Source organism: Pseudomonas sp. G166 (assembly GCF_037027455.2).
In the GTDB taxonomy this organism is placed as follows: domain Bacteria; phylum Pseudomonadota; class Gammaproteobacteria; order Pseudomonadales; family Pseudomonadaceae; genus Aquipseudomonas.
The window spans coordinates 2,792,148-2,815,299 of sequence record NZ_CP146985.1; the positions used below are offsets into that span (position 1 = coordinate 2,792,148).

Genomic DNA, 23,152 nt, shown 5'->3' on the forward strand with positions numbered 1-23,152 from the left:
CGCTGCCACTGGGGATTTGTGGTGGTCGCAGGATTTATCTTCACCGCCGTCCAATGTGGGAGCTTGCTCGCGAAGAGGCCGGTAGCGGCAACCACGTAGTCAGCCTGAAATAAGCCCAGCCCAAAAAAAGCCCCTCGTCGTTGGCCGGCGAGGGGCAGGGGTGTCCAGCGTTTCAGTCAGCCTTGATCGGCACGACTTTTTCCGCTTTCAGTGCTTCTGGTTTTTTAGGCAGCGTCAGTGTCAGCACGCCTTTGCTGTACTGGGCTTCGATCTTGTCGCTATCGATCCCTTTTGGCAGGTTGAACACCCTTTCGAAGGAGCCGTAATGGCGCTCGGACAGGTGATAACCCTTTTTATTTTCTTCCTTGGTTTCTTTTTTCTCCCCCTTGATGATCAGGTTGCCATTGGCCAGGCGGATTTCGATGTCCTTTTGATCCATGCCAGGCAGTTCGGCAGTGATTTCAAAGCTCTTCTCCTTTTCGCTGATGTCCACGGCCGGCAGGCTGGCGGCGAACTCGCGGCGCCAGAAAGGCTCGACATCGAACAACCCGCGACTGAAGGGCGAAAGCCCGGTCCCGCGGTTGAAATCATCGAACAGGTGGTCGACCTGCTGACGGAGTTTTTCCAGCGGATGCCAGAGGTCAGCCTTGGCGGGATGCTGAGCATTGTCTTGGGTGTTGACCGGCATTTTCTTCACTGAATTGGACATTTTGATTTTCCTCTTTGGTGATGCCCGGACGGCCCTTGGCGCCATTGCCAATGGCCGCTCCCGGACGGGTCAATGCACGCTTGCAAGCTTTTACAGCGAGAGCTGGCCGGACCAGAGCATCCAACCGGCGAAGATCGCCGCCACCCAGATCACCAGCAGCAGGGCCCAGCCGAAACCGTTCAGGGCGTGGCCCGTCCTGGCCCGTTGAGCACTCAGGTAGATCAACGAACCAGGGGCGTAGAGCAGGGCACTGAGCAGCATGTACCGGGGACCAGCGGCGTACAGCAGCCAGACGCAATAGGCAGTGGCGATCAGAGCGATGGCCATGTCGCGCAGCTGCAGGCCGCGATGGCCGGCGTAAGTCTGGCCTTGCCAGGTCATTTTCAGCGCATACAGGCCGCTGAACAGGTACGGCAGCAGGATCATCGAAGTGGCGAGCGAAATGAGGGCCAGGTAGCTGGCACTCGAATACAACGTCAACAACAGGAACAACTGGATGCAGCCATTGGTGATCCACAGCGCGTTGGCGGGCGCACCCTGCTGGTTTTCCGAGGCCAGCAAACGCGGCATGACCTTTTCCTTGGCCGGGGTGAACACCGATTCAGCGGCCAGCAGGGTCCAAGCCAGCAACGCGCCGCCCACCGACACAATCAGGCCAATGCTGATCAGCACCGCCCCCCAGGGGCCGGCCACCGATTCCAGTACTCCCGCCATGGACGGGTTCTTCAGGGCGGCCAGTTCGGGTTGTCTGAGGATACCCAGCGACAACAGGGAAACGGCAATCAGCAGCAGCAACGTCAAGACAAAGCCGATCACGGTGGCCCGGCCCACGTCCGCCCGTTCGGCGGCACGGGCGGAAAACACATTGGCGCCTTCAATGCCGATAAACACCCAGACCGTCACCAGCATGGTGCTCTTGACCTGATCCAGCGTACTGCCCAGAGCTGGCGTACCCCAAAAGTCCACCAGGAAGGTGTCCTTGGAGAAACCGGCGATCACCAGCCCAACGAACAACAGCAGCGGCACCACCTTGGCTATGGTGGTCAGGGCGTTCGCCTTGGCGGCGGTGCGCATGCCGCGCAGGATCATCCAGTGCAACGTCCAAAGCACCACAGACGCGCCGGCAATGGCCGCTTTGTTGTTGCCTTCGCCGAACAGCGGGAAAAAGTAACTGAGCGCGGCGAACAGAATCACCAGGTAACTGACGTTGCCGATCCAGGCGCTGATCCAGTAGCCCCAGGCCGAATTGAAACCGAGGAATTCGCCGCCCAGCGCCCGGGCGTAAGCGAACACGCCGTTATCGAGCTCAGGCTGACGATTGGAGAGCATCTGATAGACCAGGGCCAGTGACAGCATGCCCGCGCCGGTGATCAGCCAACCGATCAGGATCGCCCCGGCGCCCGCGCTGGCGGCCATGTTCTGCGGCAGGCTGAAAATGCCGCTGCCGATCATCGAGCCGACCACCAGGGCGATCAGCAAGCTTAACGACAAACGTTTGGGTTCGACCTTTCGCAAACTGCCAGCTAAAGGATGAGGTGTGACGGTCGGGATGACCGGTTCCGTGCCTTGCAGGTGCGTTGCCATGATAGAGCCTCCACGAGACGAAAGGTCCGAGACCGTCGCCCATGCGAAGGTCCGAACGCTGGTATTAATCTCGGCGCAAAGGCATCAGGAGGCATTGATTTAGATCAGAGGTCATGCAGGGTGTACAGCGGTGAACTTCAGAGTTCGGCGTGACGATGGCAACCGGCAACCTTTTGCTTGAGGCCGGGCAAGTCCAGGATCGTGACGTTGCGTCCATGCATGTCCACCAGTTCTTCTTGGCGCAGGTGGGCGATGCCACGACAAATGGTTTCCAGGCGCAGGCCCAGGTAGGAGCCGATGGCTTCGCGGCTCATGCGCAGTACAAACTCCCTGGAGGAATAGCCGCGCATGTTCAGCCGTTGTGACAGGTTCAAGAGAAACGCCGCCAGGCGTTCATCGGCGTTCATGTTGCCGAGCAGCAACAACATGCTGTGGTCGCGCACGATCTCCTGGCTCAACAGTTTATTAAGGTTGTGCTGCAGCGATGGCAGGTCGTGGGCAAGTTTTTCCAGGTTGTTGAAAGGGATCGGGCAAACCTCGCTGTCTTCCAGGGCTATCGCATTACAGGCGTAATGATCGGTGCTGATAGCGTCCAGGCCGAGCATTTCGCCAGGCATCTGGAACCCGGTGACCTGTTCGCGACCGTCCACCGACAGGACGCTGGTCTTGAAGAAGCCTAGCCGCACTGCATACAACGAGCGCAGCGGATCGCCGGTGCGGTACAGTGCCGCGCCCTTCTTGACCTTCACCCGCTGGGCGATCAGGGTATCCAGGCGCTCGACTTCACCGCCCGTCAGGCCTATGGGCAGGCACAGCTCAAGCACGCTGCAATTGGAACAGGCGGTTTTGAGCGCGTGTACGCGCAGAAGTCTAGGTTCGCTCTCGGCCATTGGGAAAACTCCTTTGACGAAGCAATCATAGAAGACCAATCCCACCGCGCCTGTTTTTTGTCATCAAAAGGCATACCGGCTGTCGATTGGCGCTCAGTTCGCAGGCAATCGGCACCGCGCAGCAGCAAACTCGTCACACTAGCGTTTCCAGCTGCACGGGGCGTATTCAACGGCCATTCTGCGGATGTGTTCGTGACGAAATGACGGGCATCGTGACCTGGGAAGGCTTTCCAATGACTCAGAGATGATGGCGGCGATCCATGCGGTGCCGGTGGCTGCGCTTGAAACGGTGGAGGCGCTGTGCAGCGAGTGGATCAGGCGATTTGCCCGCTTATGCCTGGTTTCAATGGTTATGGGTATGAGGATTTTTCCTCAGGCCGGATGAAGTGGTTGTCGAGTTGTTGCAGCGAGCCTGGCAGCGAGAGACCGCGCAGGACCGCCTTCCCAGTAGCTCGCCAGCCCCATAAAAGAGGGCTGTCAAAGAAGTCGCAGCGCCGCCACCGGACGCTTGGTCGGTAAGAGCGGGGCAAACTCTTCAGGGGTCAGTGTCTCTCTTTCCAATAGCAGACGAGCTCCGCTGTCCAGATCGGCCCGGCGACTTTCGAGCAAGGTCTTGGCGCGTTGATAGGCTTCATCGAGCAACGCACGGATGCCCAGGTCGATTTCCCTGGCTGTTTGCTCCGAATAATCTTTTTCGCCGATGTCTTGCAGGCGTTCGCCCAGGTAGGTCGCGCTTTTGCGCTCCAGCACGGCCTGGCCCAGCTCAGGGCTCATGCCAAACCGGGTGATCAACTGGCGGGCGATATCCGTCGCGTGGGCCAAGTCGTCGGCGGCCCCGGTGGAAATCTGGCCATAGACCAGGGATTCTGCGGCCCGCCCGGCCATCAGCACGACCATGCGGTCCTTGAGCATCTGGCAACTGATGAGGAAATGATCTTCGGTCGGACGCTGCAAGGTATAGCCCAGCGAGCCGATGGCGCGCGGCACAATCGAAACCTTGTGGACCGGGTCCATGGCCGGGAGGTTGCTGGCGGCCAGGGCATGGCCCATTTCGTGATAGGCCACCACTTGGCGTTCATCGGGGTGCAGCAGGCTGCTCTTGCGTTCAACCCCGGCAATGATGCGCTCCACGGCCGCCGTGAAATCGTCGAGGCTGACCGCTTCGGCACCGCGACGGGTGGCTACGATGGCGGCTTCGTTGACCAGGTTGGCCAGGTCGGCACCCGTAAAACCGGTGGTGATGTCAGCGATACGCTCACTGTCGAGGTCCGGCCCAGTGAGGATTTTCTGAAGATGGACCTTGAGGATCGCCTGGCGACCCTTACGGTCCGGGCGGTCGATCAGAATCTGCCGGTCGATCCGTCCGGCTCGCAGCAACGCCGGGTCCAGCACCTCAGGCCGGTTGGTCGCGGCGAGCAGCACAACCCCTTCACGCGGGTCGAAGCCATCGAGCTCTGAGAGCAATTGGTTGAGGGTTTGTTCTTTCTCGTCATTGCCACCGAAAGCGCCGACACCACGCATTTTGCCCAGCGCGTCGAGTTCATCGATAAAAATGATACAGGGCGCTGCCTGCCGGGCCTGTTCGAACAAATCATGCACGCGAGCCGCTCCGACGCCGACGAACATCTCGACGAATTCAGAGCCCGATATCGAGAAGAAGGGCACGCCGGCTTCTCCGGCGATGGCTTTGGCGACCAGGGTCTTGCCGGTGCCGGGAGGGCCGACCAGTAACGTCCCCTTGGGGATGTGCGCGCCCAGGCGGGCATATTTCGCCTTGTCCTTGAGGAAGGAGACAATTTCCACCAGCTCGGTCTTGGCTTCGTCGATACCGGCGACATCGGCGAAGGTCACCCCGGTATCGCGCTCGACGAACACCTTCGCTCGGGACTTGCCTATGTTCATGAGCCCGCCCAGGCCCTGTTTCTCCGCCAGCCCGCGAAACAGGAAATGCCAGATCACCATGATCAGCATGAAGGGCAGCAACCAGCCCAACAATCCGTTTAAAAAGGTGTTTTCGTTGATGCCTGTAAAGCCGACCCCTGAATGGGCGAGGTCCGTCGCCAGCGCCGGATCGACCCGTACGGTGGAGAATAGCGTGTGACCCTCAATCGGTTCCTGCAATTTGCCGCTGATGTTTTCTTTCTCGACGCGTAGATCACTGACCTTCTGATTGTTCAACAGCTGCAGAAACTGGCTGTATGGAATGATTTGCACACTGGGGCGTTCAAAAAACAAAAATTGCACGAGGCTGAGCACGATGAGCGCAATGAAGAAGTAGGACAGGTTCCACTGGTGGGTTTTTTTCATGGCCTCGACTCAATAAAAGGCCTTGGATGAACAGGCCGTGCATGAATGACCGGGGAGGTTGCAGGCTCCCCGTGCCGCAACTCAGACCAGCAGCAAATGATCGTCCACTTCCCTGACACCGGGTACCGACCAAGCCGCTCGTTCCGCTATCCGCCGCTGGCGCCATAGGTGAACCTTGCCTTCAAGCCTCACCACGTCACCGTCGACTTTGACGTGAATACCCTGGGCATCCACCTCGGCGCTGCGCTTAAGGGCTTCTTCGATACGGCGCTGGATATTGCCGGCGTCCACTCGAGGTCGCAGGGTAAGTCGGTTATTTACCCCGACCACGCCAGATAACTTGAACACGGCCCGCTCCACGGTTTCCTTCTGGTACTGCCAATCGACTTCACCCTCCAGGTTGACCCAACCGTTCTGCACGATGACTTTTATGTCGCCTTCGGGCACGTCCGAGCTCCAGTTGATGATCTTCAAGGCGCGAGCGGCAATGGTGTCGTCCGCCGTGCCAGCGCCTTTATCCAGCCGAACCTTGATTTCTTCAGCCACGGCGCGCACGCCTTTGATGCTTTTGACTGCGCGTTCGGCGTTGATCTTCTGAGCGTAAGTGCTGACATGACCGGAGAGGGTGACCACGCCGTTGTCCACGGCCACCCCGATATTTGCAGCGTTGATGTCAGGTTGGAACTCGAGTTCTTCCAGAATGGTCTTGCGCAGCGTCAAGTCGTCCATCACGGCGTCCTCCAGGTAATCAGGAAAAGGCGGGGCGCACGCGCCCGGTTTGCTTTTTCTACGCCTGAGGGCTGCAAAGACATTGAGCTAAGTCAACAAGGTTCGAGTGAGCCGCGGTGTGGGTCGTCGGACGAACCATGCAATTGACAAATATCAGCGTGGGCAGGGGGGGTTGTCAGATACTCGGGCCCGTTGTTGGACGTTTTTCCTGTCGCGTTTAACCGAGGAAATAGCGATGACCATGAATAGATATTTGCCGGTCGTATCGATGAGTATTTTCCTGGCGACCACTGCCGGGTGCAGTCATAGGAATACCGAGGAAATGGATGCCCGATTGGAGTCGGCGCAAAATACCGCCGCTGCGGCAGGGCTCAGGGCGGATGAGGCCTACAGGAAGGCTGAACAGGCTGAGATCATTGCCGAGCAGACCCAACGTACCGCCGAAGAGGCCAGCATACGCGCCACTCGGATGTCCGATAGGACCATGCGCAAGTAATCAGTGGATGTACGCGGAGCGGGGCGCGGCGATCTTCGGTTTCCTGGCACTTCAGAAACCCGGGTCAATGCCGATCCAATGGGAATGGCTACACTTCTGTGCAACTGCAAAGTCGCGCCATTCCCGCCACGGAAGACTGATCATGATGAAAGGCTCTGCGTTCCAATCGCTCGGTTGCGCCGAGTGCCGTAACCATGAGGCACTGGGGTTTGATTTCACCATGGCCTTTCAGCCGATCTTCAACGTCCGGACACGTACGGCGTTTGCCTATGAGGCGTTGGTCAGGGGCATCAATGGCGAGTCGGCAGGCTACATTCTGGGGCTGGTGAACGATGATAACCGTTACCGGTTCGATCAGGCATGCCGCGTGAAGGCCATCGAAGAAGCGGCAAGATTGGGCATTCTGGACATCCCCAATTGCTTGCTGAGCATTAACTTTCTGCCCAACGCGGTGTACCGGCCCGAGACCTGTATCCGGGCCACCCTGGAAGCCGCGCGCCTGACAAATTTCCCGCCGGACAGGATCATGTTCGAAGTCACCGAAGGCGAAAGGGTGGACGACCCGGATCATCTCAAAGCCATTTTCGTAGAGTACGAGCGTCAAGGCTTCACCACCGCCATTGACGATTTCGGTTCTGGCTATTCGGGCCTTAACCTGCTGGCCATGTTCCAGCCCCAGGTGCTGAAGATTGATATGGCCCTGACTCGCACTATCGATCAAGACCCCGTCAAACAGGCGATCGTTGAAGGCATCATCCTGGTCGCCAGGCGCCTGGGGATTCTGGTCATCGCCGAAGGTGTCGAGACCCATGCAGAAAGCTCGACGCTATCAGGCATGGGCGTTGAACTGATGCAGGGGTATCTGTATGCGCGGCCTGAGGTCGGACGGCTTTCGGCTGGCAGCTTCGATTAGTCATTTGTTTGCGCGGTCGGACGGCTTTCGCGCGGGATTAAAGCGGCGATCCGCCCTGGTGGCGCGCCGACAGATCGCTCTATGACAACAGATCAATCCGCTACCGGATCATGGCAGCAGACACACAGCTTGTTGCCGTCGAGGTCCCGAAAGTAGGCGCCGTAATAGTCGGGGTGGTAGTGAGGTCTCAAGCCCGGCGCTCCCTCACACGTTCCGCCCAGTGCCAGGGCCGTTGCATGGCTGCTCCTGACGATCTCTCTGCTCGGGGCGAGTAGCGCCACCATCTGACCGTTACCGGGCGCGTTTGCCTTACCGTCGAAGGGCTTTCCAATCACGAAAATCGGCCGGGGAGAAGTTTCTGAAACCCAGCCAGCCCAGCCTTTGGCGGCGTCGCAAAATTTCAATTTGAGACCCAGTCCGGTCATTATCTCTGCGTAGAAATCCAAGGCACGGTCAAAATCAGCGATACCTAAACAGACATGAGAGATCATGATGATTCACCATTTTGCCTATGAGAGCGAAGGAGTTTGGCGCGAAACGATTGACGGTGAAAGGGCTTGCTTCAGCGTTTCAGTCAAGGCATGGCCCGACGGCCGAGGCTTTTCTATCGGGGGCAGTGGCGGTCAGGATGATACGAACAGCCATTACTACCCCCACAAGCACGCCAGCAAGACCCAACGCTTCTAAAAGTGTTGGCAACCGCTGATGAAACACCAAGCCCAGTAGCGTGGCGAATAGTGATTCCAGGGATATCAACTGCCCGGAAAGCACCATGGGGAGGCGCCGGGAGGCCGCGTTCCACGCCCAGGCCCCGACAACTGACGACATGAACGCGATAACGAAACCCCAGGCAAACAAGTGTCCCGCCAGGGAGCCCCTGAAACCCAGGCTCGGGAGCTTGAGAAGATCAAGCGCCTGCACCACCGGTAACAAGCACAAGGTGCCGATTCCCCCGCCGACCAACATGAGCCCGGTCCAGGCACCTGATGCGTTGGCCGGGAGGTTGACCTGGGCACTCTGGCTCAACCAACTGAATACCAGCCACAAAACCACGGCAGCGATCGAGAAAAGCAAGCCCAGCAGCCACGAACCGTCGTCGGTCGAAAAGTGATTGATGCTGCCGATGTTCGACAGCAATAGCCCGCCCGTTAAAAAAGCCAGTGGTATCGCCAGTCTTCGCCATTGCACGGTTTTGTGGGTGGCGTTGCCGAGCAATGCCAGCAAGACCGGCACCATGCCAATAAACGCCGGGGTCAGCACCGGCCCGCCAAAAATGACGCCTGCGGCAATGCAGGTGCTGTAACCGAGGTACCCGATGACTCCGAGGCTTGCACCACGAAACAGTTGGTTGCGACGCAGACGCTTAAGTTGGGTTCGATAAAGGACCACGACACCCACGCCCAGCGCGCCGGCGATCAGGAACCGTATGATCATCAAATCGTAGATCGTGTAGTCACCGGTGACGTAAGGCGCAATGAAATTCAAGGCCCAGCTCAGTGTCGCGACGACGGCAAGGGTCACGCCGGCGAGGGTGTTCGAGTCAGTAGTGGGCATTCACGCATATCCATAAGGCAGTCAGCTCATGTTGCACAGCGTCGCAGCTATGCTACAAACGAGTTCTCGGCCCTGGATGCATTACCCCTGATTATGAATAGCCTTGGAAAGTCATTGCCGCCGCTTGCCAGCTTGTTGCCCTTCGAAGCGGCTGCGCGCTTGGAAAGTTTTTCCAAAGCCGCCGAGGAGCTGCACATCACCCAAGCGGCGATCAGTCGGCAGATTCGCGGGCTTGAAGAGGACTTGGGGCTGAAGCTCTTCTGCCGTCGCAACCGCGCCGTCTTCCTGACCCGGGAAGGACGTGAGCTGGGACGTGTGGTGAGCAACGCGTTGCAAAGCATCAGCGCCAGCGCCGTCAGCCTTCGCCAATCGCCAGGTATGAATCGCGTCGTTTTACTGTGCCAATTATGCGAAGCGTTCTACTGGCTGATGCCGCGCCTCTCGACGTTCCATCAGCGATACCCGCAAATCGAGATCCAGGTGGCCACCTCCACCGGGCCGCTGACTGAGTTCAATGAGCATTTTGATGTGGCCCTGCAAAGCACGGGGCGTCCCAGCGGCGTTCATGGCTTGATGTTCACCGCCGCGGACGAGGTGTTCCCCGTATGCAGTCCTCATTACCTGCGTATCCACAAAACCTTGCCAATCAGTGAGTTACAGTCCCACAGCCTTTTGCACTATCACGCCACGCCGCCGCATTGGATGCAGTGGGACGGCTGGCTCCAAGCGTTTGGACAATCGCTGGACGACGCCTCCAAGGGCTCGGTGTTCGATAGCTACCCCTTGATGCTCCAGGCGGCGGTCGAGGGGCATGGTATCGCGCTCGGGTGGCGGCGCACCGCCCAAGGGCTGCTTGAGAGCGGTGCGTTGGTCAGGCCTTGCGCAGAAAGCGTCCCTTTGCCTGATGCGATATCGGTATTCAGCCGGCCGGGCGGGGAAGGTCGGGTTGAGGTGAGAGCGCTGCTCGACTGGCTTGAAGGTGAATTGGGAATTGATGGTCAGGCCGGCTTCGGTCAGTCGCGGTTAAACCGCTGAAGTTGCCGCTTCGGCGGCAATGGCAGTCCGGACGCTGGGACGTGCTTCGATTCGCGCCATGAACGATGCAAGCACCGGCCAGTCTTCAATTTGGATATCGAAGAACGGCAACCATTTGAGCACGCTGAACAAGTAAGCATCGGCCAGGCCAAAGGTGCCCATCAGGTAGTCCCGTTCTTCAAGCGCCAGGCTCAGGTAGTCAAGGCGCTTGAACAGTTTTTGTTTGAACAGGGTCTTGGTCGGCTCTGGAATATCGGGGTTGAACAGTGGCGCACAGCCGCTGTGAATCTCCGACGAGATGAAGTTCAGCCACTCCTGGAGGCGTACCCGTTCCCAGGTGCCATTGGCCGGTGCCAGGGCGTTGCCCGGAACAAGATCGGCCAGGTACTGAACGATGGCAGGCCCCTCGGTCAGCACGCCGCCGTCATCCAATAGCAAGGCTGCGACGTAGCCTTTGGGATTGATGTCCAGGAAGTTCTGCCCGTCAGCGGTCTGCTTGGTCTGGTTGTTGACCCGGACCAATTCAAAGGCGATGCCCAGTTCTCGCAGCACGATGTGCGGGGACAATGAACAAGTCATGGGGGCAAAGTACAATTTCACGGTATTTCCTCACGCACGATAGTTTCGACGCCTCCAGAGTCGGTGAGAGCGGGTTCATTTTGCAAAGGACTTATTGGGTGCTAGCGTATGACAAAATGTCATGAGTGCTGCAAATAATATGGCCGCCAGAACCCCCTCTCTTAACGGCTTGAAAGCTTTCGAGTGTGCTGCCAGGCACATGAGTTTCACCAAGGCGGCAGACGAACTGAGCGTCACCCAAACAGCCGTAAGTCATCAAATCCGGCGACTCGAAGATGAGCTCGGCGTCCGATTGTTCCTGCGACTCAAGGACGGCCTGGCCCTGACCAATGAAGGCCAGGCTTACTTGCCAGGAATAAGCTCAGCATTTCATGAGATTCGCTGTGCCACGGAGCGACTGCTGGACAGCGGGAATAACAGCGTGCTGACGATCAGTACCCTGGTGTCCTTGGCCTCCAAATGGCTGTTGCCGCGATTGGCGTCTTTCCAGGAGGCATTTCCCGATATCGACGTGCGCGTGACGGCCTCCACCGAGCTGGTGGACTTTCGCAAGGGTGGAATTGACGCGGCGATTCGCTACGGCTTCGGTGACTGGAAAGGCTTGCGTGCTGACTGGTTGATGGCCGATGAGATTTTTCCAGTGTGCAGTCCCACGTTGCTGGAGGGCCGCAATGCGTTGAGCAGCCCCGCTGATTTAGCCAATCAGACATTGCTGCAAGTCAGCGGGATGACCTGTAATGACTGGAACCTATGGCTGAGTGCGGCAGGGCAACCGACCAAATTTGCCGAAGACGCTCGGCTGACATTCGACCTCGCCATGATGGCCGTGCAGGCGGCCATCGACGGTTTGGGTGTCTGCATTGGGCGCTCGAGCTACGTCGATGACGACCTGAAAGCGGGACGGTTGGTGGCCCCGTTCAATCTGAGGTTGAAGTCGGATCTGGGCTTCTACCTCGTGACACCGCTTGAATCGGCCAACTCGGAAAAAGTGCAGGCGTTTAGAACCTGGTTGATGGACCTGGTGAGTCGCTCGGATACGCCGAAAATCAGTGAAGTACTGAGTTGACTCGAGCGTGCGTACATAACGGATAGCCTATTTCGTATCCGCTATGGCGGGTTAGAACGGCCCCAGCTTGAGCGGGTACTGGATGACGATATACAGCCGGTCGATGTCATCGCCGCCCTGGCTGCTGTTGGCGCGATGGCTGACGTGGGACAGTTGCAGGGACAGGTCCTTGGCCGGGCCTGACTGCACGATGTAGTGCAGGTCCAGGTCGCGCTCCCAATGGCGCCCGCCGTCCCCTTGCTGTGGACGGTAGTTGCCGGTGTCGCTATCGAACGGATTGTAGGCACCGCCTTGTGGGGCATGGCTGCCGTCGATCCCGCGTCCCGTCACATAGCGGGCCATGAAGCTCAGGCCGGGGATGCCTAAGGTGCCCAGGTCGAGGTCGTAGCGCGCTTGCCATGAGCGCTCGCCCGGGCCGTTGAAGTCGGCATATTTGATCGAGTTGGCCAGGTAGATGGAGTCGCCGCCGACGAAATCGAAGGGCGTGTCGCCGTTGATTTTCTGATAGGCCAGGGTGAACGCCTGGGCATTGAGCCGGTATTTGCCACTCAGGCTATAGGCGGTGGTGTCGATGGCCCCGGCGACGGCCTTGCCATCGTCGCGGGTGTGGTAGAGGTTGCCGTCGAGGAACAGCTCGCCAAGCGTGGTGTGCAGGTTGGCGTAGTACTGGCGCCAGGTATCGCTCAGTTCGGAGGCGTAGAGCGCGCCACCGAGGGCTTGGCCGCTCAGCAGGTCGGCGCCGATGAAGTCGATGGCGCCGTGGCGCGTGGTCGCCCCGTAACCGGAAAAATCGCCCTCGCTGGTCGAGGCGTCCTGATTCTTGAACGCGCTGAAGTGTCCCGCTTGCAGGTCGACCCCTTCGAACTCATGGCTGGAGAGCAGCAGGCCGCTGGCGTATTCCGGCTGCAGGCGCTTGTCTGCGGTGTCGAATACCGGGCTCTGCACGGTCATTTCGCCGATGGCCAGGGTGGTCCGTGAAGCGTTGAGTTTCAGCGCGCCACCCGCGCTGGAGTACTGGTCTTCGCTTCGCCCATCCTCATCCAAGGGCAATAATCCCGTCCCGGAGTGCCCCTTGCCGCCGTCCAGTTTCAACCCCAGGAAAGCGTGGGCATCGACGCCTACGCCGATTGTGCCAGGGGTGAAACCGGACTCGAACGAAGCGATGAAGCCTTGGGCCCATTCCTGTTTGTAGCTTTTGCCTGCCGGGGCCTGGGTGCGATAGTCATTGTTGAGGTAGAAGTTGCGGCTGAGGATTTCAAGCGTTGCCCCGTCGAGAAAGCCAGGTGCGCTTTGTGCGGGTTCCGCTGCCATTGCCGGCCCGGCGCTGCCTGTGAGCAGTGCAAGCAGCCAGAGCGGCCTCAGGGTGGCAGTTGAGTGTTGTGGTGCAGGCGACATGCTTCGTTTCCGTATGAAAAGGGGCGGGCGAGGGGGGTTACGCGCAGCCGGGTGCGTATGGTTGAGCACGCAATTCCCGACACCGCCAGGCAAATGGATTGATGCCTTCGCTGTGGGTGAAGATGTGGCAGAAGTGCGCCTGGTCGCAGAACCCGCATTCCAGGCTGATTTGCGTCAGCGTCAAGTCGGTTTCCCGGATCAGTTGTTTGGCCCGGGCGATGCGCTGGCCACGGATCCAGGCCTGTGGGGACAGGCCGGTGCTGCACTTGAAGGCTCGGGAGAAATGACTGCGGGACAGGGCGCAGGCCTTGGCCAGTTCGGCAATTTCCAGGGTGTCGCTCAGACCGTCCAGAATCATTTTCTTGACCAGGTTTTCGCGCCAGGGAGACAGGCCACCGGTGCTGGTTTTGCGCGTTGGCTTGATGGGGGCCCTGACGGTGGTGTGCGATGGATGAGCCATGACAAAAATTCCGTGTCAGTGGGAAATATCCGGCACACCGCACGGTGGCTGGCAGCTTCCCGCTTGAGAAAACAGGTCTGAGCAGAGGGCTTCATTCTTGGATGCGGGGCGCAAACGTGCGAGTTAAACGTTGTTAATTGCGTTTAGGTACTCAGCACATGGCTGCAATTTTTGCGCGGTGAGGCGAGTGCATGATGACCTTCTCCGGCTGGTGGGTGAGTGGCCGTTCTTCTGACTCGGTGAAGGTGAAGGTATGAAGCATTCTCTGGTCTGCGCACTGCGCGGAGCGGGCCTGGCATTGGCGCTGACCTCGCTGGGCGCCCTGGCCCAGGCGCCGCTCCAGGCCACTCAAGTCCCCGGTTACTACCGCTTGGCGGTGGGCGACTACGAAGTGACGGCGCTGTTCGACGGCTACAACGATCTGTCGCCCAAGCTGCTCGAAGGCCTGAGCCAAAGCCAGATCCGCGCCTTGCTCGCCCGCCGTTCGATTGAAACGCCGGGGGTACAGACCGCGTTCAATGCTTTTCTGGTCAATACCGGCAGGCAACTGATCCTGGTGGACACCGGTGCCGGCCAGTGCATCGGCGCCACGGCGGGTATGCTCTTGGCGAACATGCAGGCCGCCGGTTATCGCCCGGAGCAAGTCGATGCCATCCTGCTCACCCATTTGCACCTGGATCACGTATGCGGGCTGGTCGACGACAAGCAGCAACCGCTGTTCGCCAACGCCACGGTCTACGCGGCGAAGGCAGAAGCCGATTACTGGCTCGATCCCCAGGCGTTGGCGAAGGCCCCCATCGGTGCCCGGGAGTTCTTCAAGATCGCTCAGGCGTCCACCGCCCCCTACGTAGCGGCCGGTCGTTTCAAGACCTTTGCCAGCGGCCAGTCGCCGGTGCCTGGGGTCGATGCCGAACTGGAGCCTGGGCATACGCCGGGCAGCACTACGTACCGTTTTACCTCGCAAGGCCAGAGCATCCTGTTCATGGGCGACCTGGTGCATAACTTGGCGGTGCAGTTCGAGCATCCCGAAGTATCGATTCGTTTCGATGTCGACAATCGACGGGCGATCAAGAGCCGGGCCAAGGTGTTCAATGAAGCGGCCACCACCAAGACCTGGGTGACGGCGGCGCATCTGCCGTTTCCAGGGATAGGGCATATCAGCGCGGTGGGCGGGCACTTTCAGTGGGTACCGGTCGAGTACGGACCTTATCAGCGAGCCGCCAAGGTGCCGATGATCGAATGAAGTCCGATTGCTTGCGCCGATAAAACAGGCCGTGCTCCACTGTCGGAGCAACTGCCCATCCTCAACACCCGAGACTCGGCGTCAGCGCGTTTGGACCTGAGCCTGCAGCTGTCCACCGACAATGGATATTTCCTTGAGCTGTGAACCGTCGCGCACGACGAACAATGCGTCCATACCGCGCTCTTGTGCCAAGCGCGGGCCGTGGGTTTCGCCCAGGACCATCAGCGCTGTGGCCCAGGCGTCGGCAAGCATGCATGAGTTCGACACCACCGTGACGGCCGCGAGGGCGTTGCACAGGGGGGCTCCTGTGGTCGGGTTCATCGTGTGGGCGAAGGACTGCCCCCTGATGTCGACCCAGTGTCGGTAATCCCCGGAGGTGGCGATGGCGGCGTCGCTGAGTTCCATCACCCCCATGACTTCACGCACGCCTCGACAGGGCTTTTCCATGGCCACGACCCAAGGCTGCGCGTCAGGTTTGCTGCCGCGGGCGCGCATTTCTCCGTCAATGCCTACCAGGTAGCGCGTGATACCAAACCCATCCAGGCAGCGGGCCAGCTCATCGACCCCAAAGCCTTTGGCAATGCCGTTCAAATTGAGGTTCAGCCGTGCCTGTTTGCGTACTTGGTTGCGTTGGGAATCAACGATCAGTGCTGCACTGGTCGAGCGTCGAGTGGGTGCGGGCAACCCATCGTGCGCCAGTTCGGTGATCGATCGTTCGCCGGGGCCGAAGCCCCAGGCGGCGACCAGATCGCCGACGGCGATGTCGAAGGCGCCGCCCGACTGCCGGCTGACGCGCAACGCCGCAGACAGGACCGTGGCCAATTCCTCGGGTACTGCTATCCACTTCTGCAAAGGTGCGGCGTTGAGGCAACTGAGATCGGAGTCGGGTTTCCAGGTCGACATTTGCTGGTCCACCCGGGCCACGGCGCGCGCCAGGCTGTGGCTGATCGGGCGGATGTCGAGTTCGGTTTCGGCATAGAACAGTGCGGTGTAGCGGCTGCCCATGGTCTCGCCGTTCAGGCTGTAGCGCTGCAATTCAGTAGACGTCTTCACGATAGCGTCCTTGTGCCTTGAGGGCCCGCACGTTCAGGTTGAGCGGTGCCAGTACTTCATCCAGGGCCTGCATCACCCCCTTGGCCATCTCGCGACCGCCGCATACCAATACCTGGGCGCCTTTCTCAATCAGCCGGCGCAAGATCAGGGCGTCGCTGATGAGCCGGTCTTGCACGTAAGAACGGTCCCTGACCTGGGAAAAGGCCGCGTGCAACGCAGTGAGACGGTGGTCCGCCAAATAGTTGTTCAGCTCGGACTCGTAAAGGAAATCCGAGGTCGGATTGCGCCCGCCCCAATACAAGTGCATGGGGTGGTGGGCCTTGTTATTGCGGATGAAACCGGTCAAGGGCCCGATGCCGGTACCGGCGCCGATCAGGATCACCGGATGAGCGCCCGACGCGGGGCGAAATTGTGGGTTCGGCTGGATAAAGGCTTGGATCGGCGCGCCGATGTGCAAGCCGTGAAGATATTCCGAGCACACGCCGCCTTTGTGTTTGCGGACACAGATCTCCAACACGCCGTCCTGTGAATCGCAGGCCAGGGAATAGAAACGTGGGACAGGGCTGCCCGGCGGCACAATGCCCACCAGATCTCCGGCTTCAAAGTCCGGCAACTTTCCGGTCGCCTTGAACCGCAGTACGTGTGTGGGTGCATCCACCTGCTCGCCATAGGCAATGCGTTCGGCCAGCACCAGTTGATGGGTTTGTGGCTGCTGCGGGGTGTGGACCAGCGTCAGGTCGCGCCCCAGCACTTCACCCAAGGCGTGGCCCCAACGAGCAAACTCCTGGGAGGATTGGCGATTGATGGTTTCCATGCCCATCAACGGCGCGCCACCGGCCTGCACCAGGGCTGCCTGCACCTGATGGGCAAACTGACAGAACTGCGCAAACTGTCGGTCACCAAAGCCCAGCACGGCAAACGGCTGGCCAGGTTTGAGCCCGGCTTCGGCCAGCCGTGCCAGGAATTGCGAAGCCGAGGCCGGAGCATTGCCGTCACCGTGGGTCGCAGTGAGGATGAATACCCGTTGAGCGTTGGTGTAGTGGTTGGCGTATTGATTCATCACCGCGCTATGCACGCGGTGACCGGCCTGGTGCAAGGCATCATGCAAGGCGTTGGCAAAGCCCCAGGTAGTGTTGGTCTCAGTGCCCACCAATATCACGCTGTCGGCGGCTTGCGCAGCGCTGTTATGGCGGATGTTCGGCCCGGCCTGCCGGCGGCGCCACCACATCAGAATGCCGGTGATGCTCATCAAGGGCACGCAGAGGGCACAGAGGCCCAGCAACAGGCCCAGCCACCAGAGCCCTTCACCGGTGTGCAACTGATAGATCAATTCGTAGACGTTGTGCATCGAGTCATGGGCTTGATAGGACAGCAGGGTGCCGCTGACCGGGTCCACGTAGCCGTCGCCCTGGGCCGTGCGCAGGGAAAACACGTCTTGCGGATTATTCGGGCTGGGATAGACGAGCTCGTGCAGGTCATTGAGGTCGGTGGCCTGCAACGCTTGCAGGTTCGCCACCGGCAAGGCCGGGCCTGCGCTGATGTGGTCGGGAAATGCGGGCTCGCCCTGACTGCCGTCGGCGATGAAGTCGAAGGTCGTGGCACACATGTAGAGCCCGCTCAGTGCCGATAACAGCAGGCCAAGTAACGCCAGGCGCCCAACCTGCGCGTGCCAGCGCTGGCTGAAATTGCCCTGCAATGGCCGCAGCAGGTTGCGCCAGCCGCCCACCCGCCGGACCAGCAACAGCGCTCCGGACACTGACAGCATCAGCATGAACAGCGCGCCGACGCCCGCCACCCCGTGGCCCGGTGTGCCAAGAAACAGCGAACGGTGCAAGTCTTTCATCCAGCGCGAGAAAGCGGAAGGTTCGTAGGGAGCCAGGCCTTGCCCGGTCATTGGGTCGACCTTTTCGGCCCCGACCTGGCCGGCCTGATTGAAGTAGACGATGACGGTCCCGGACGCTGTGCGCTGGATCTGCTCCACGCCCGGAAAGTGGCTGGCAACGCGTCCGGCCAACTGTCCGACATTGACTTGCCCGGCCGTAGTGGTGGTGCCGTTCAGGCGCTCCAGGGCCGGATCGACAGACAATATCGCGCCGCTGATGGCCAAGAGCATGACCAACACGGCGGCGATCAAGCCGGGCAGGGAGTGGAGCTGGCGAAGCATGTTCGGCCTCCGAAAAGGTAGGTGCTACAAATCGTAAATAAAGGATTCGACGTAGGTATTACCCGCCGCCGGCTTGCCCGCGCCTTCAGTCGTCAGGGGCACGATGACATCGGCCCGAGCATCGCGTTTGTCCTCCACGGCACTGTCGATACGGATTTGATACCCGGCGTCGATCAGGGTGTCTGCCAGCTCGACGCTGACTTTGAGCGTGTCTCCACTGCCGACACTGGCGCCGCTGACACCGTCGAACTCGCTCGGGCTCATCTTGCTGCCACGGGCCCAGTCGGCCAGGTGCTTGTAGTACTTGGCCTTCTTGCCGGCCACCCAGAGGGTTTTCTGATATTGGCCGCTGGCGTCCGTGAGGTAGATCGCCAGGTAGGCATCATTTCCGCTGTAGCGCTTGAGCGCGGTCGTCAGCGTCACCTCGCGGGCCTGAGCCAGCCCCGGCAGGACGATGGCGCCAGCGAGGCAGGTTGCAGCGATAATCTTTTTCATGGGGTTGTCCTTTTAATCGTTAGGTCCAGAGCCTGTAACGGCTTGCTGACAGCAACCTGAAAGGCCGGGCAAGCGTGTCGAAATGTCACGGTGTGGTCGCACGGTCGAGGTAATCCCTGGCGTCGTCATCGTCGCGGAAGTAGATCTCGAGCTTGCGCAGATGCAGCGACGCCGGTGAGTAACGGGCTTCGATGACATTGCCTTTGCGGTCCAGGCCCTTGAGCTTGTAGCAACCGTCATCGACCTTGATGCGCTGCACGCTCCAGCCGTATCGCTGCTCTACCTGCTGGCGCAAGGTTTCCCGTGGTTGCCAGTCGCTGACCGGTTCGCTGCAGTCGTCATCGGCCAAGGCGTAGCCGTTGATCAGCACACTCACCAGCGCGGTGCTGGCGATAAAGCCTGGTTTCATGATCTGTCTCCTGCCGGGGTTTCTTCGTTGGCCTACCCTACGGCGCATTCCTGACAACCAGCTGAATCTTCAGATTCACGTCAGGTAAGGCGGATAAGGTGCTGCACGACCACCATCACAGGAGCTGCCAGATGCGGGTTTTATTGGTTGAGGACGCGCCAAGGTTGGGGGAGGCGGTGCGCGAACAGATCGCCGATGACGGCCACGCCGTCGATTGGGTGCAATGCCTGGCTCATGCGCGCAACAGCGTACGCACGACCCCTTACGACCTGATCCTGCTCGACTTGATGCTGCCGGACGGTCGCGGACTGGATTTCTTGCGCCAGCAACGTGGTGCAGGGGATGCGACCCCGGTGATCATCCTGACCGCCCAGGACCAGATATCCGATCGCATCGCCGGGCTCAATGCCGGGGCCGATGACTACCTGGTCAAACCGTTCGACCTGTTTGAGCTCTCGGCCCGTGTGGCGGCGGTGGCCCGTCGGTACAGTGGCAACCCCAATCCGCAGATCAGAATCGGCGAGCTGCACATCGACATGAGTGCTCGGACGGTACAGCGGGCCGGCGTGTCCGTGGACCTGACGGCGCGGGAATGGGCGTTGTTCGAGGCGTTCGTCCAGCGTCCCGGCGCGTTGCTGTCCAAGACGCAGCTCGAAGAGCGCCTGTATGCCTTCGGCGCGGAGATCGAGAGCAACACGATCGAGGTCTATATCAGCCGGCTGCGCAAGAAACTGGGTCGCGACTTCATTGAAACCGTGCGTGGCATGGGCTATCGGTTGATATCCCCATGAGTGCCTCGTTCAGCCTGCAAAAACGCCTTTGCCTAGGATTGACGCTGGGCATGACCGTGCTTTGGCTTGCCGCGACCGTCGGCACATGGCGGGTGGTGCAGCAGGAGTTGGATGAGATGTTCGACAGCGCGCTGGCGGAGACCGCGCAGCGGATCCTGCCCTTGGCCGTGCTGGAAATCAGCAATCGTGAAGACGCGGATAAGGCGCAACTGGTGGCAGCGCTGAAAATGCACAAGGAATACCTGACCTACTTGGTCCGCGATGCCCAGGGCCGGATCCTGATGCAGTCCCACGATGCCAATCCGAAAATCTTCAGTAAACAACCGACTGAAGGCTTCTCCACCACTGGCAAATACCGTCTGTATGGCGCCAGTGCACTGCGCGAGTCGGTGTTCATCGAAATCGCCGAGCCCCTTGGGCATCGTCGTGAGGCTGCACGGGAAGCTTTGTTGGCCTTGCTCTTGCCGTTATTGATATTGATACCCGTCAGCCTGTTGGGCACCTGGTTATTCGTGCGCATGAGCCTGCGCAGTGTGCTGGCCTATCGGCGTGCCGTGGAGAACCGTGGCGCCGGTGATCTGTCGCCGATCAAGGTGTTGCGCTTGCCGGCGGAAATCAATCCGCTGGCGGATGCGGTCAACCATTTGCTCAAGCGCTTGCGCAAGGCCTTGGAAGCCGAGCGCAGTTTTACCGCCAACAGTGCCCATGAATTGCGCACGCCCTTGGCCGCGACCTTGGCCCAGGTCCAGCGCCTGCGCCATGAAGCACCCGAGGGCCCGTTGCGGCTGCGTGCGGCGAAAATCGAACACTCGCTACGCGAATTGGCGCGGCTCTCGGAAAAACTCATGCAACTGGCCAAGGCCGAGGGCGCAGGGCTGTTGTCGCAAACGCCCCAGGACCTCATTCCGTTGCTGGCCCATGTGGTCGATGAGTGGCGTCACAGCAGTGATCGGCTGATCGAGCTGCAGCTTCCTGCGCAGGCCAGTGTGTACTCGACCATTGACCCGGACGCTTTTGGGATCCTTTTGCGCAACCTGATCGAAAATGCCTTGAAGTACGGCGCGGCCGATCAACCCATTGAAGTCAGCCTCTCTGACCAAGCGTTGCTACGGGTGGTCAACGGCGGGCCCGCGGTGCCGGAACCCGTGTTGCAGCAGTTGACCGAACGTTTCGTGCGCGGTCAGAGTGACGTCAGCGGGTCGGGGTTGGGTTTGGCGATTGTCAAAACGATTGTGCAAGGGGTGAACGGACGAATCATGCTGGCATCACCGGCAAAAGACCGGCAGGACGGATTCGAAGTCGGCGTCTGGTTACCGCTCGCCTCGACGATCGAAGGTTGAGCAGCAGGCTTGGCCTACCATGCGCTCGCGCGTTGGGTGTTGGTTTTATCGCGAGGAGAAGGGCGGGCCTGAGCCCGCCCCCAAGTTATTGCTTGCCACTCCCCAGTGGTGGCGTCCGAGGGGGGATCATCCGTTTGGACCCCATCGACTCAAATGCCGAAGCCAAGTGCAACAGCGTCGAATCGTCGTAGGCACGTCCGGCAAACGTCAGGCCGACAGGCATGCCGATGTCCGCCATGACGCCCATTGGCACCGTCACGGTGGGCACACCCAGGTGGCGGATGGCAAGGTTGCCATTGGCGACCCACACGCCGTTGCTCCAGGCGATATCGGCAGACTCCGGATTGATATCGGCATCTGCGGGGCCAACGTCGGCGACGGTCGGGAAAATCACCGCGTCCAGGCCCAGCCGGTCCATCCAGTCTTCGAGATCGATTCGCCGGGTTTGCTCAAGTCCGCGCAGACCATCAGGCAGGGTGGGGATCTGATCCCAAGGTGTGATGCCGCGCTGGGCCATCTTCACGTATTCATCCATGCCCGCGGCGAGATCGTCCTCGCGGTTGGGTAGGGTGCCGGGGTCGTGAGGGAAGATCTTCGGTCCGTCGACATCGGCCAGGCGGTTCAGTTTCGGGTCACCGTTGGCCCGCAGGAAATCATCGAAGGCCCAGGCCGACAGATCCCACAGTTCATGGTGCAGGAACTCCTTGGATACCAGGCCACGAGTAAACACCGTCGGGGCGCCAGGGCGATCGCCTTCGCAGTTGGACACCAGTGGAAAATCCACCTCGACTACTTCGGCGCCATAGGCTTCAAGGGCCTGGCGGGCCTCTTTCCAGAGGTCGATCACCGAGGCACGGGTGATGATTCGCTGCCCCGTCGGACCGCCGATGCCAGGGGCGGGCGCCGTGCCCGCTGCAGGGTCGGCGTTGATGTACATGCGCGGAACGCCGAAGCGAATGCCGGCGAGTGCACTCGGGTCGGTTGCCAGGCTCGGATACGAGGCGGGACGCACCGACTCGACACTGGGAATCGGCACCCAGGGTTGCAGGCGCCATAGATCGCCCCGCGTGTCGGGATCTTGCGCCACTACCACGTCCAGCACCTCGAGCAGGTCGGCCATGGTCCTGGCGTAGGGCACGACCACGTCCATCGTCGGCGTCAACGGCCAGTTGCCGCGCACCGATATCACGCCGCGTGACGGCGTGTAGGCGCACAAGCCATTGTTCGAGGCCGGGCCGCGTCCGCTCGACCAGGTCTCCTCGGCAAGGCCGAACGCCGCGAAACTGGCCGCGGTTGCCGTGCCTGCACCGTTCGAGGAGCCCGAGGCAAACGGCGCGGTGAGGTAGTCGCCGTTGTACGGGCTCTCGGCACGGCCATACACCCCGCGTTGCATGCCGCCATTGGCCATGGGCGGCATATTGGTCTTGCCGAGGCAGATCGCCCCGGCGGCGCGTAGCCGTTCGATGGTGAACGCATCGCGATAGGCCACCAGGTTCTTGAAAGCCGGGCTTCCGGACGCGGCGGTGAGCCCCTTCACCAGATAACTGTCCTTGGCGGTATAGGGAATGCCATCGAGCGGGCCCAGTGTCTGGCCGCTGGCCCGACGGACATCGGACGCCTGCGCTTCCGCCAGTGCATCGGGGTTGCGAACCACCACCGCATTGAGCGCGGTAGGCGTATTGGGGCCGTCGTAGGCCTCGATGCGGGCGAGGTAGGCTTGGACCAGCTCTACCGCAGTCGTCTGGCCGGACTCGAGGGCAGCACGCAGCTGGGCAATGGAGACTTCGGTGATTTCGATCATGCTATTACCGTCGCGGCAGAGGGATGACAGGGCAGGGCCATTCAAAATCAGATCCTGACATCTCAAAGTGGATATTTATCGGCTTTTGCTCACTGTACTACGCCTGCGGACTGAGGGTCTATTGGGCAATGTATTCTTC

At 60.3% G+C, this 23,152-nt stretch carries 22 protein-coding genes; 7 read left to right on the plus strand and 15 right to left on the minus strand.

From position 1 onward, the window contains the following. Positions 1-172 precede the first annotated feature (172 nt). From SGN16_RS12620 to SGN16_RS12640, 5 genes are all read right to left on the minus strand, one after another. Positions 173-709, minus strand: a complete 537-nt coding sequence (locus tag SGN16_RS12620) for an Hsp20/alpha crystallin family protein (RefSeq protein ID WP_335944218.1) — start codon at positions 707-709, stop codon at positions 173-175. A gap of 90 nt (positions 710-799) precedes the next feature. Beyond that, entirely contained in the window at positions 800-2,293 is a 1,494-nt protein-coding gene (gene arcD / locus SGN16_RS12625) for an arginine-ornithine antiporter (RefSeq protein WP_210644471.1), read from the minus strand. 137 nt (positions 2,294-2,430) lie between these two features. Continuing rightward, positions 2,431-3,183 carry a fumarate/nitrate reduction transcriptional regulator Fnr gene (gene fnr / locus SGN16_RS12630; RefSeq protein ID WP_335944219.1) on the minus strand — a complete coding sequence of 251 codons (753 nt, stop codon included), beginning with the start codon at positions 3,181-3,183 and terminating at the stop codon, positions 2,431-2,433. 477 nt (positions 3,184-3,660) lie between these two features. After that, the gene (gene ftsH, locus SGN16_RS12635; protein WP_335944220.1) at positions 3,661-5,490 is read right to left on the minus strand and encodes an ATP-dependent zinc metalloprotease FtsH; all 1,830 of its coding nucleotides are present in this window, start codon (positions 5,488-5,490) and stop codon (positions 3,661-3,663) included. Between the two features lie 81 nt (positions 5,491-5,571). After that, positions 5,572-6,219 (minus strand): BON domain-containing protein, encoded by a 648-nt coding sequence (locus SGN16_RS12640; RefSeq protein ID WP_335944221.1) that lies wholly within the window; start codon positions 6,217-6,219, stop codon positions 5,572-5,574. Positions 6,220-6,460: 241 nt separating this feature from the next. On the opposite strand from SGN16_RS12640, the gene SGN16_RS12645 reads away from it, so the two are divergent. Together SGN16_RS12645 and SGN16_RS12650 are read left to right on the plus strand one after the other, a co-directional pair. Next, positions 6,461-6,715, plus strand: coding sequence for an Lpp/OprI family alanine-zipper lipoprotein (locus SGN16_RS12645; protein ID WP_210645232.1), 255 nt, complete (start codon positions 6,461-6,463; stop codon positions 6,713-6,715). A 142-nt stretch (positions 6,716-6,857) separates the two neighbouring features. Next, complete coding sequence (locus SGN16_RS12650; RefSeq protein WP_335944293.1) at positions 6,858-7,628, plus strand: EAL domain-containing protein; 771 nt, start codon at positions 6,858-6,860, stop codon at positions 7,626-7,628. Positions 7,629-7,720: 92 nt separating this feature from the next. Here the strand turns inward: SGN16_RS12650 and SGN16_RS12655 are convergent, their stop codons facing one another. After that, positions 7,721-8,119, minus strand: a complete 399-nt coding sequence (locus SGN16_RS12655) for a VOC family protein (RefSeq protein ID WP_210644479.1) — start codon at positions 8,117-8,119, stop codon at positions 7,721-7,723. Positions 8,120-8,198: 79 nt separating this feature from the next. Then, the gene (locus SGN16_RS12660; RefSeq protein ID WP_335944222.1) at positions 8,199-9,182 is read right to left on the minus strand and encodes an EamA/RhaT family transporter; all 984 of its coding nucleotides are present in this window, start codon (positions 9,180-9,182) and stop codon (positions 8,199-8,201) included. 93 nt (positions 9,183-9,275) lie between these two features. Here SGN16_RS12660 and SGN16_RS12665 point away from each other — a divergent pair, with 93 nt between their 5' ends. After that, positions 9,276-10,217, plus strand: coding sequence for a LysR substrate-binding domain-containing protein (locus tag SGN16_RS12665; RefSeq protein ID WP_335944223.1), 942 nt, complete (start codon positions 9,276-9,278; stop codon positions 10,215-10,217). On the opposite strand, the gene gstA is transcribed toward SGN16_RS12665, so the two are convergent. Further along, positions 10,206-10,817 (minus strand): glutathione transferase GstA, encoded by a 612-nt coding sequence (gstA, locus tag SGN16_RS12670; RefSeq protein WP_335944224.1) that lies wholly within the window; start codon positions 10,815-10,817, stop codon positions 10,206-10,208. The two genes, SGN16_RS12665 and gstA, sit on opposite strands and share 12 nt — an antisense overlap. 118 nt (positions 10,818-10,935) lie before the next feature. Here gstA and SGN16_RS12675 point away from each other — a divergent pair, with 118 nt between their 5' ends. Beyond that, a complete protein-coding gene (locus SGN16_RS12675) occupies positions 10,936-11,862 on the plus strand; it encodes a transcriptional regulator GcvA (RefSeq protein ID WP_335944294.1) in 927 nt (308 codons plus the stop codon). A gap of 51 nt (positions 11,863-11,913) precedes the next feature. Here SGN16_RS12675 and SGN16_RS12680 read toward each other — a convergent pair whose 3' ends face one another. Together SGN16_RS12680 and SGN16_RS12685 are read right to left on the minus strand one after the other, a co-directional pair. Continuing rightward, the gene (locus tag SGN16_RS12680) at positions 11,914-13,257 is read right to left on the minus strand and encodes an OprD family porin (protein WP_335944225.1); all 1,344 of its coding nucleotides are present in this window, start codon (positions 13,255-13,257) and stop codon (positions 11,914-11,916) included. Between the two features lie 37 nt (positions 13,258-13,294). Next, entirely contained in the window at positions 13,295-13,717 is a 423-nt protein-coding gene (locus tag SGN16_RS12685; protein ID WP_210644490.1) for an AraC family transcriptional regulator, read from the minus strand. Between the two features lie 253 nt (positions 13,718-13,970). On the opposite strand from SGN16_RS12685, the gene SGN16_RS12690 reads away from it, so the two are divergent. Further along, positions 13,971-14,960 (plus strand): MBL fold metallo-hydrolase, encoded by a 990-nt coding sequence (locus tag SGN16_RS12690; protein ID WP_335944226.1) that lies wholly within the window; start codon positions 13,971-13,973, stop codon positions 14,958-14,960. Between the two features lie 81 nt (positions 14,961-15,041). On the opposite strand, the gene SGN16_RS12695 is transcribed toward SGN16_RS12690, so the two are convergent. The 4 genes from SGN16_RS12695 to SGN16_RS12710 form a co-directional block, all read right to left on the minus strand. Further along, the gene (locus SGN16_RS12695) at positions 15,042-16,013 is read right to left on the minus strand and encodes an FAD:protein FMN transferase (protein ID WP_335944227.1); all 972 of its coding nucleotides are present in this window, start codon (positions 16,011-16,013) and stop codon (positions 15,042-15,044) included. Beyond that, positions 15,997-18,177 (minus strand): PepSY domain-containing protein, encoded by a 2,181-nt coding sequence (locus tag SGN16_RS12700; protein ID WP_335944228.1) that lies wholly within the window; start codon positions 18,175-18,177, stop codon positions 15,997-15,999. Before SGN16_RS12700 ends, SGN16_RS12695 begins: the two co-directional genes overlap by 17 nt. 24 nt (positions 18,178-18,201) lie before the next feature. After that, positions 18,202-18,672, minus strand: a complete 471-nt coding sequence (locus tag SGN16_RS12705) for a DUF2271 domain-containing protein (RefSeq protein WP_335944229.1) — start codon at positions 18,670-18,672, stop codon at positions 18,202-18,204. An 85-nt stretch (positions 18,673-18,757) separates the two neighbouring features. Further along, complete coding sequence (locus tag SGN16_RS12710) at positions 18,758-19,081, minus strand: PepSY domain-containing protein (protein WP_210644497.1); 324 nt, start codon at positions 19,079-19,081, stop codon at positions 18,758-18,760. 131 nt (positions 19,082-19,212) lie between these two features. Here SGN16_RS12710 and SGN16_RS12715 point away from each other — a divergent pair, with 131 nt between their 5' ends. Further along, positions 19,213-19,872, plus strand: coding sequence for a response regulator transcription factor (locus tag SGN16_RS12715; RefSeq protein WP_135845820.1), 660 nt, complete (start codon positions 19,213-19,215; stop codon positions 19,870-19,872). Further along, positions 19,869-21,212, plus strand: a complete 1,344-nt coding sequence (locus tag SGN16_RS12720) for a HAMP domain-containing sensor histidine kinase (protein ID WP_335944230.1) — start codon at positions 19,869-19,871, stop codon at positions 21,210-21,212. The genes SGN16_RS12715 and SGN16_RS12720 overlap by 4 nt, the downstream gene beginning before the upstream one ends. 85 nt (positions 21,213-21,297) lie before the next feature. Here the strand turns inward: SGN16_RS12720 and SGN16_RS12725 are convergent, their stop codons facing one another. Next, the gene (locus SGN16_RS12725) at positions 21,298-23,013 is read right to left on the minus strand and encodes an amidase (protein WP_335944231.1); all 1,716 of its coding nucleotides are present in this window, start codon (positions 23,011-23,013) and stop codon (positions 21,298-21,300) included. Between the last annotated feature and the right edge of the window lie 139 nt (positions 23,014-23,152).

Bases quoted from the DNA above. Each gene is read 5' to 3' on its own strand.
- SGN16_RS12620 (WP_335944218.1), bottom strand. From the start codon at position 709: ATGTCCAATTCAGTGAAGAAAATGCCGGTCAACACCCAAGACAATGCT.
- arcD (WP_210644471.1), bottom strand. From the start codon at position 2,293: ATGGCAACGCACCTGCAAGGCACGGAACCGGTCATCCCGACCGTCACA.
- fnr (WP_335944219.1), bottom strand. From the start codon at position 3,183: ATGGCCGAGAGCGAACCTAGACTTCTGCGCGTACACGCGCTCAAAACC.
- ftsH (WP_335944220.1), bottom strand. From the start codon at position 5,490: ATGAAAAAAACCCACCAGTGGAACCTGTCCTACTTCTTCATTGCGCTC.
- SGN16_RS12640 (WP_335944221.1), bottom strand. From the start codon at position 6,219: ATGGACGACTTGACGCTGCGCAAGACCATTCTGGAAGAACTCGAGTTC.
- SGN16_RS12645 (WP_210645232.1), top strand. From the start codon at position 6,461: ATGAATAGATATTTGCCGGTCGTATCGATGAGTATTTTCCTGGCGACC.
- SGN16_RS12650 (WP_335944293.1), top strand. From the start codon at position 6,858: ATGATGAAAGGCTCTGCGTTCCAATCGCTCGGTTGCGCCGAGTGCCGT.
- SGN16_RS12655 (WP_210644479.1), bottom strand. From the start codon at position 8,119: ATGATCTCTCATGTCTGTTTAGGTATCGCTGATTTTGACCGTGCCTTG.
- SGN16_RS12660 (WP_335944222.1), bottom strand. From the start codon at position 9,182: ATGCCCACTACTGACTCGAACACCCTCGCCGGCGTGACCCTTGCCGTC.
- SGN16_RS12665 (WP_335944223.1), top strand. From the start codon at position 9,276: ATGAATAGCCTTGGAAAGTCATTGCCGCCGCTTGCCAGCTTGTTGCCC.
- SGN16_RS12675 (WP_335944294.1), top strand. From the start codon at position 10,936: ATGGCCGCCAGAACCCCCTCTCTTAACGGCTTGAAAGCTTTCGAGTGT.
- SGN16_RS12680 (WP_335944225.1), bottom strand. From the start codon at position 13,257: ATGTCGCCTGCACCACAACACTCAACTGCCACCCTGAGGCCGCTCTGG.
- SGN16_RS12685 (WP_210644490.1), bottom strand. From the start codon at position 13,717: ATGGCTCATCCATCGCACACCACCGTCAGGGCCCCCATCAAGCCAACG.
- SGN16_RS12690 (WP_335944226.1), top strand. From the start codon at position 13,971: ATGAAGCATTCTCTGGTCTGCGCACTGCGCGGAGCGGGCCTGGCATTG.
- SGN16_RS12700 (WP_335944228.1), bottom strand. From the start codon at position 18,177: ATGCTTCGCCAGCTCCACTCCCTGCCCGGCTTGATCGCCGCCGTGTTG.
- SGN16_RS12705 (WP_335944229.1), bottom strand. From the start codon at position 18,672: ATGAAAAAGATTATCGCTGCAACCTGCCTCGCTGGCGCCATCGTCCTG.
- SGN16_RS12710 (WP_210644497.1), bottom strand. From the start codon at position 19,081: ATGAAACCAGGCTTTATCGCCAGCACCGCGCTGGTGAGTGTGCTGATC.
- SGN16_RS12715 (WP_135845820.1), top strand. From the start codon at position 19,213: ATGCGGGTTTTATTGGTTGAGGACGCGCCAAGGTTGGGGGAGGCGGTG.
- SGN16_RS12720 (WP_335944230.1), top strand. From the start codon at position 19,869: ATGAGTGCCTCGTTCAGCCTGCAAAAACGCCTTTGCCTAGGATTGACG.
- SGN16_RS12725 (WP_335944231.1), bottom strand. From the start codon at position 23,013: ATGATCGAAATCACCGAAGTCTCCATTGCCCAGCTGCGTGCTGCCCTC.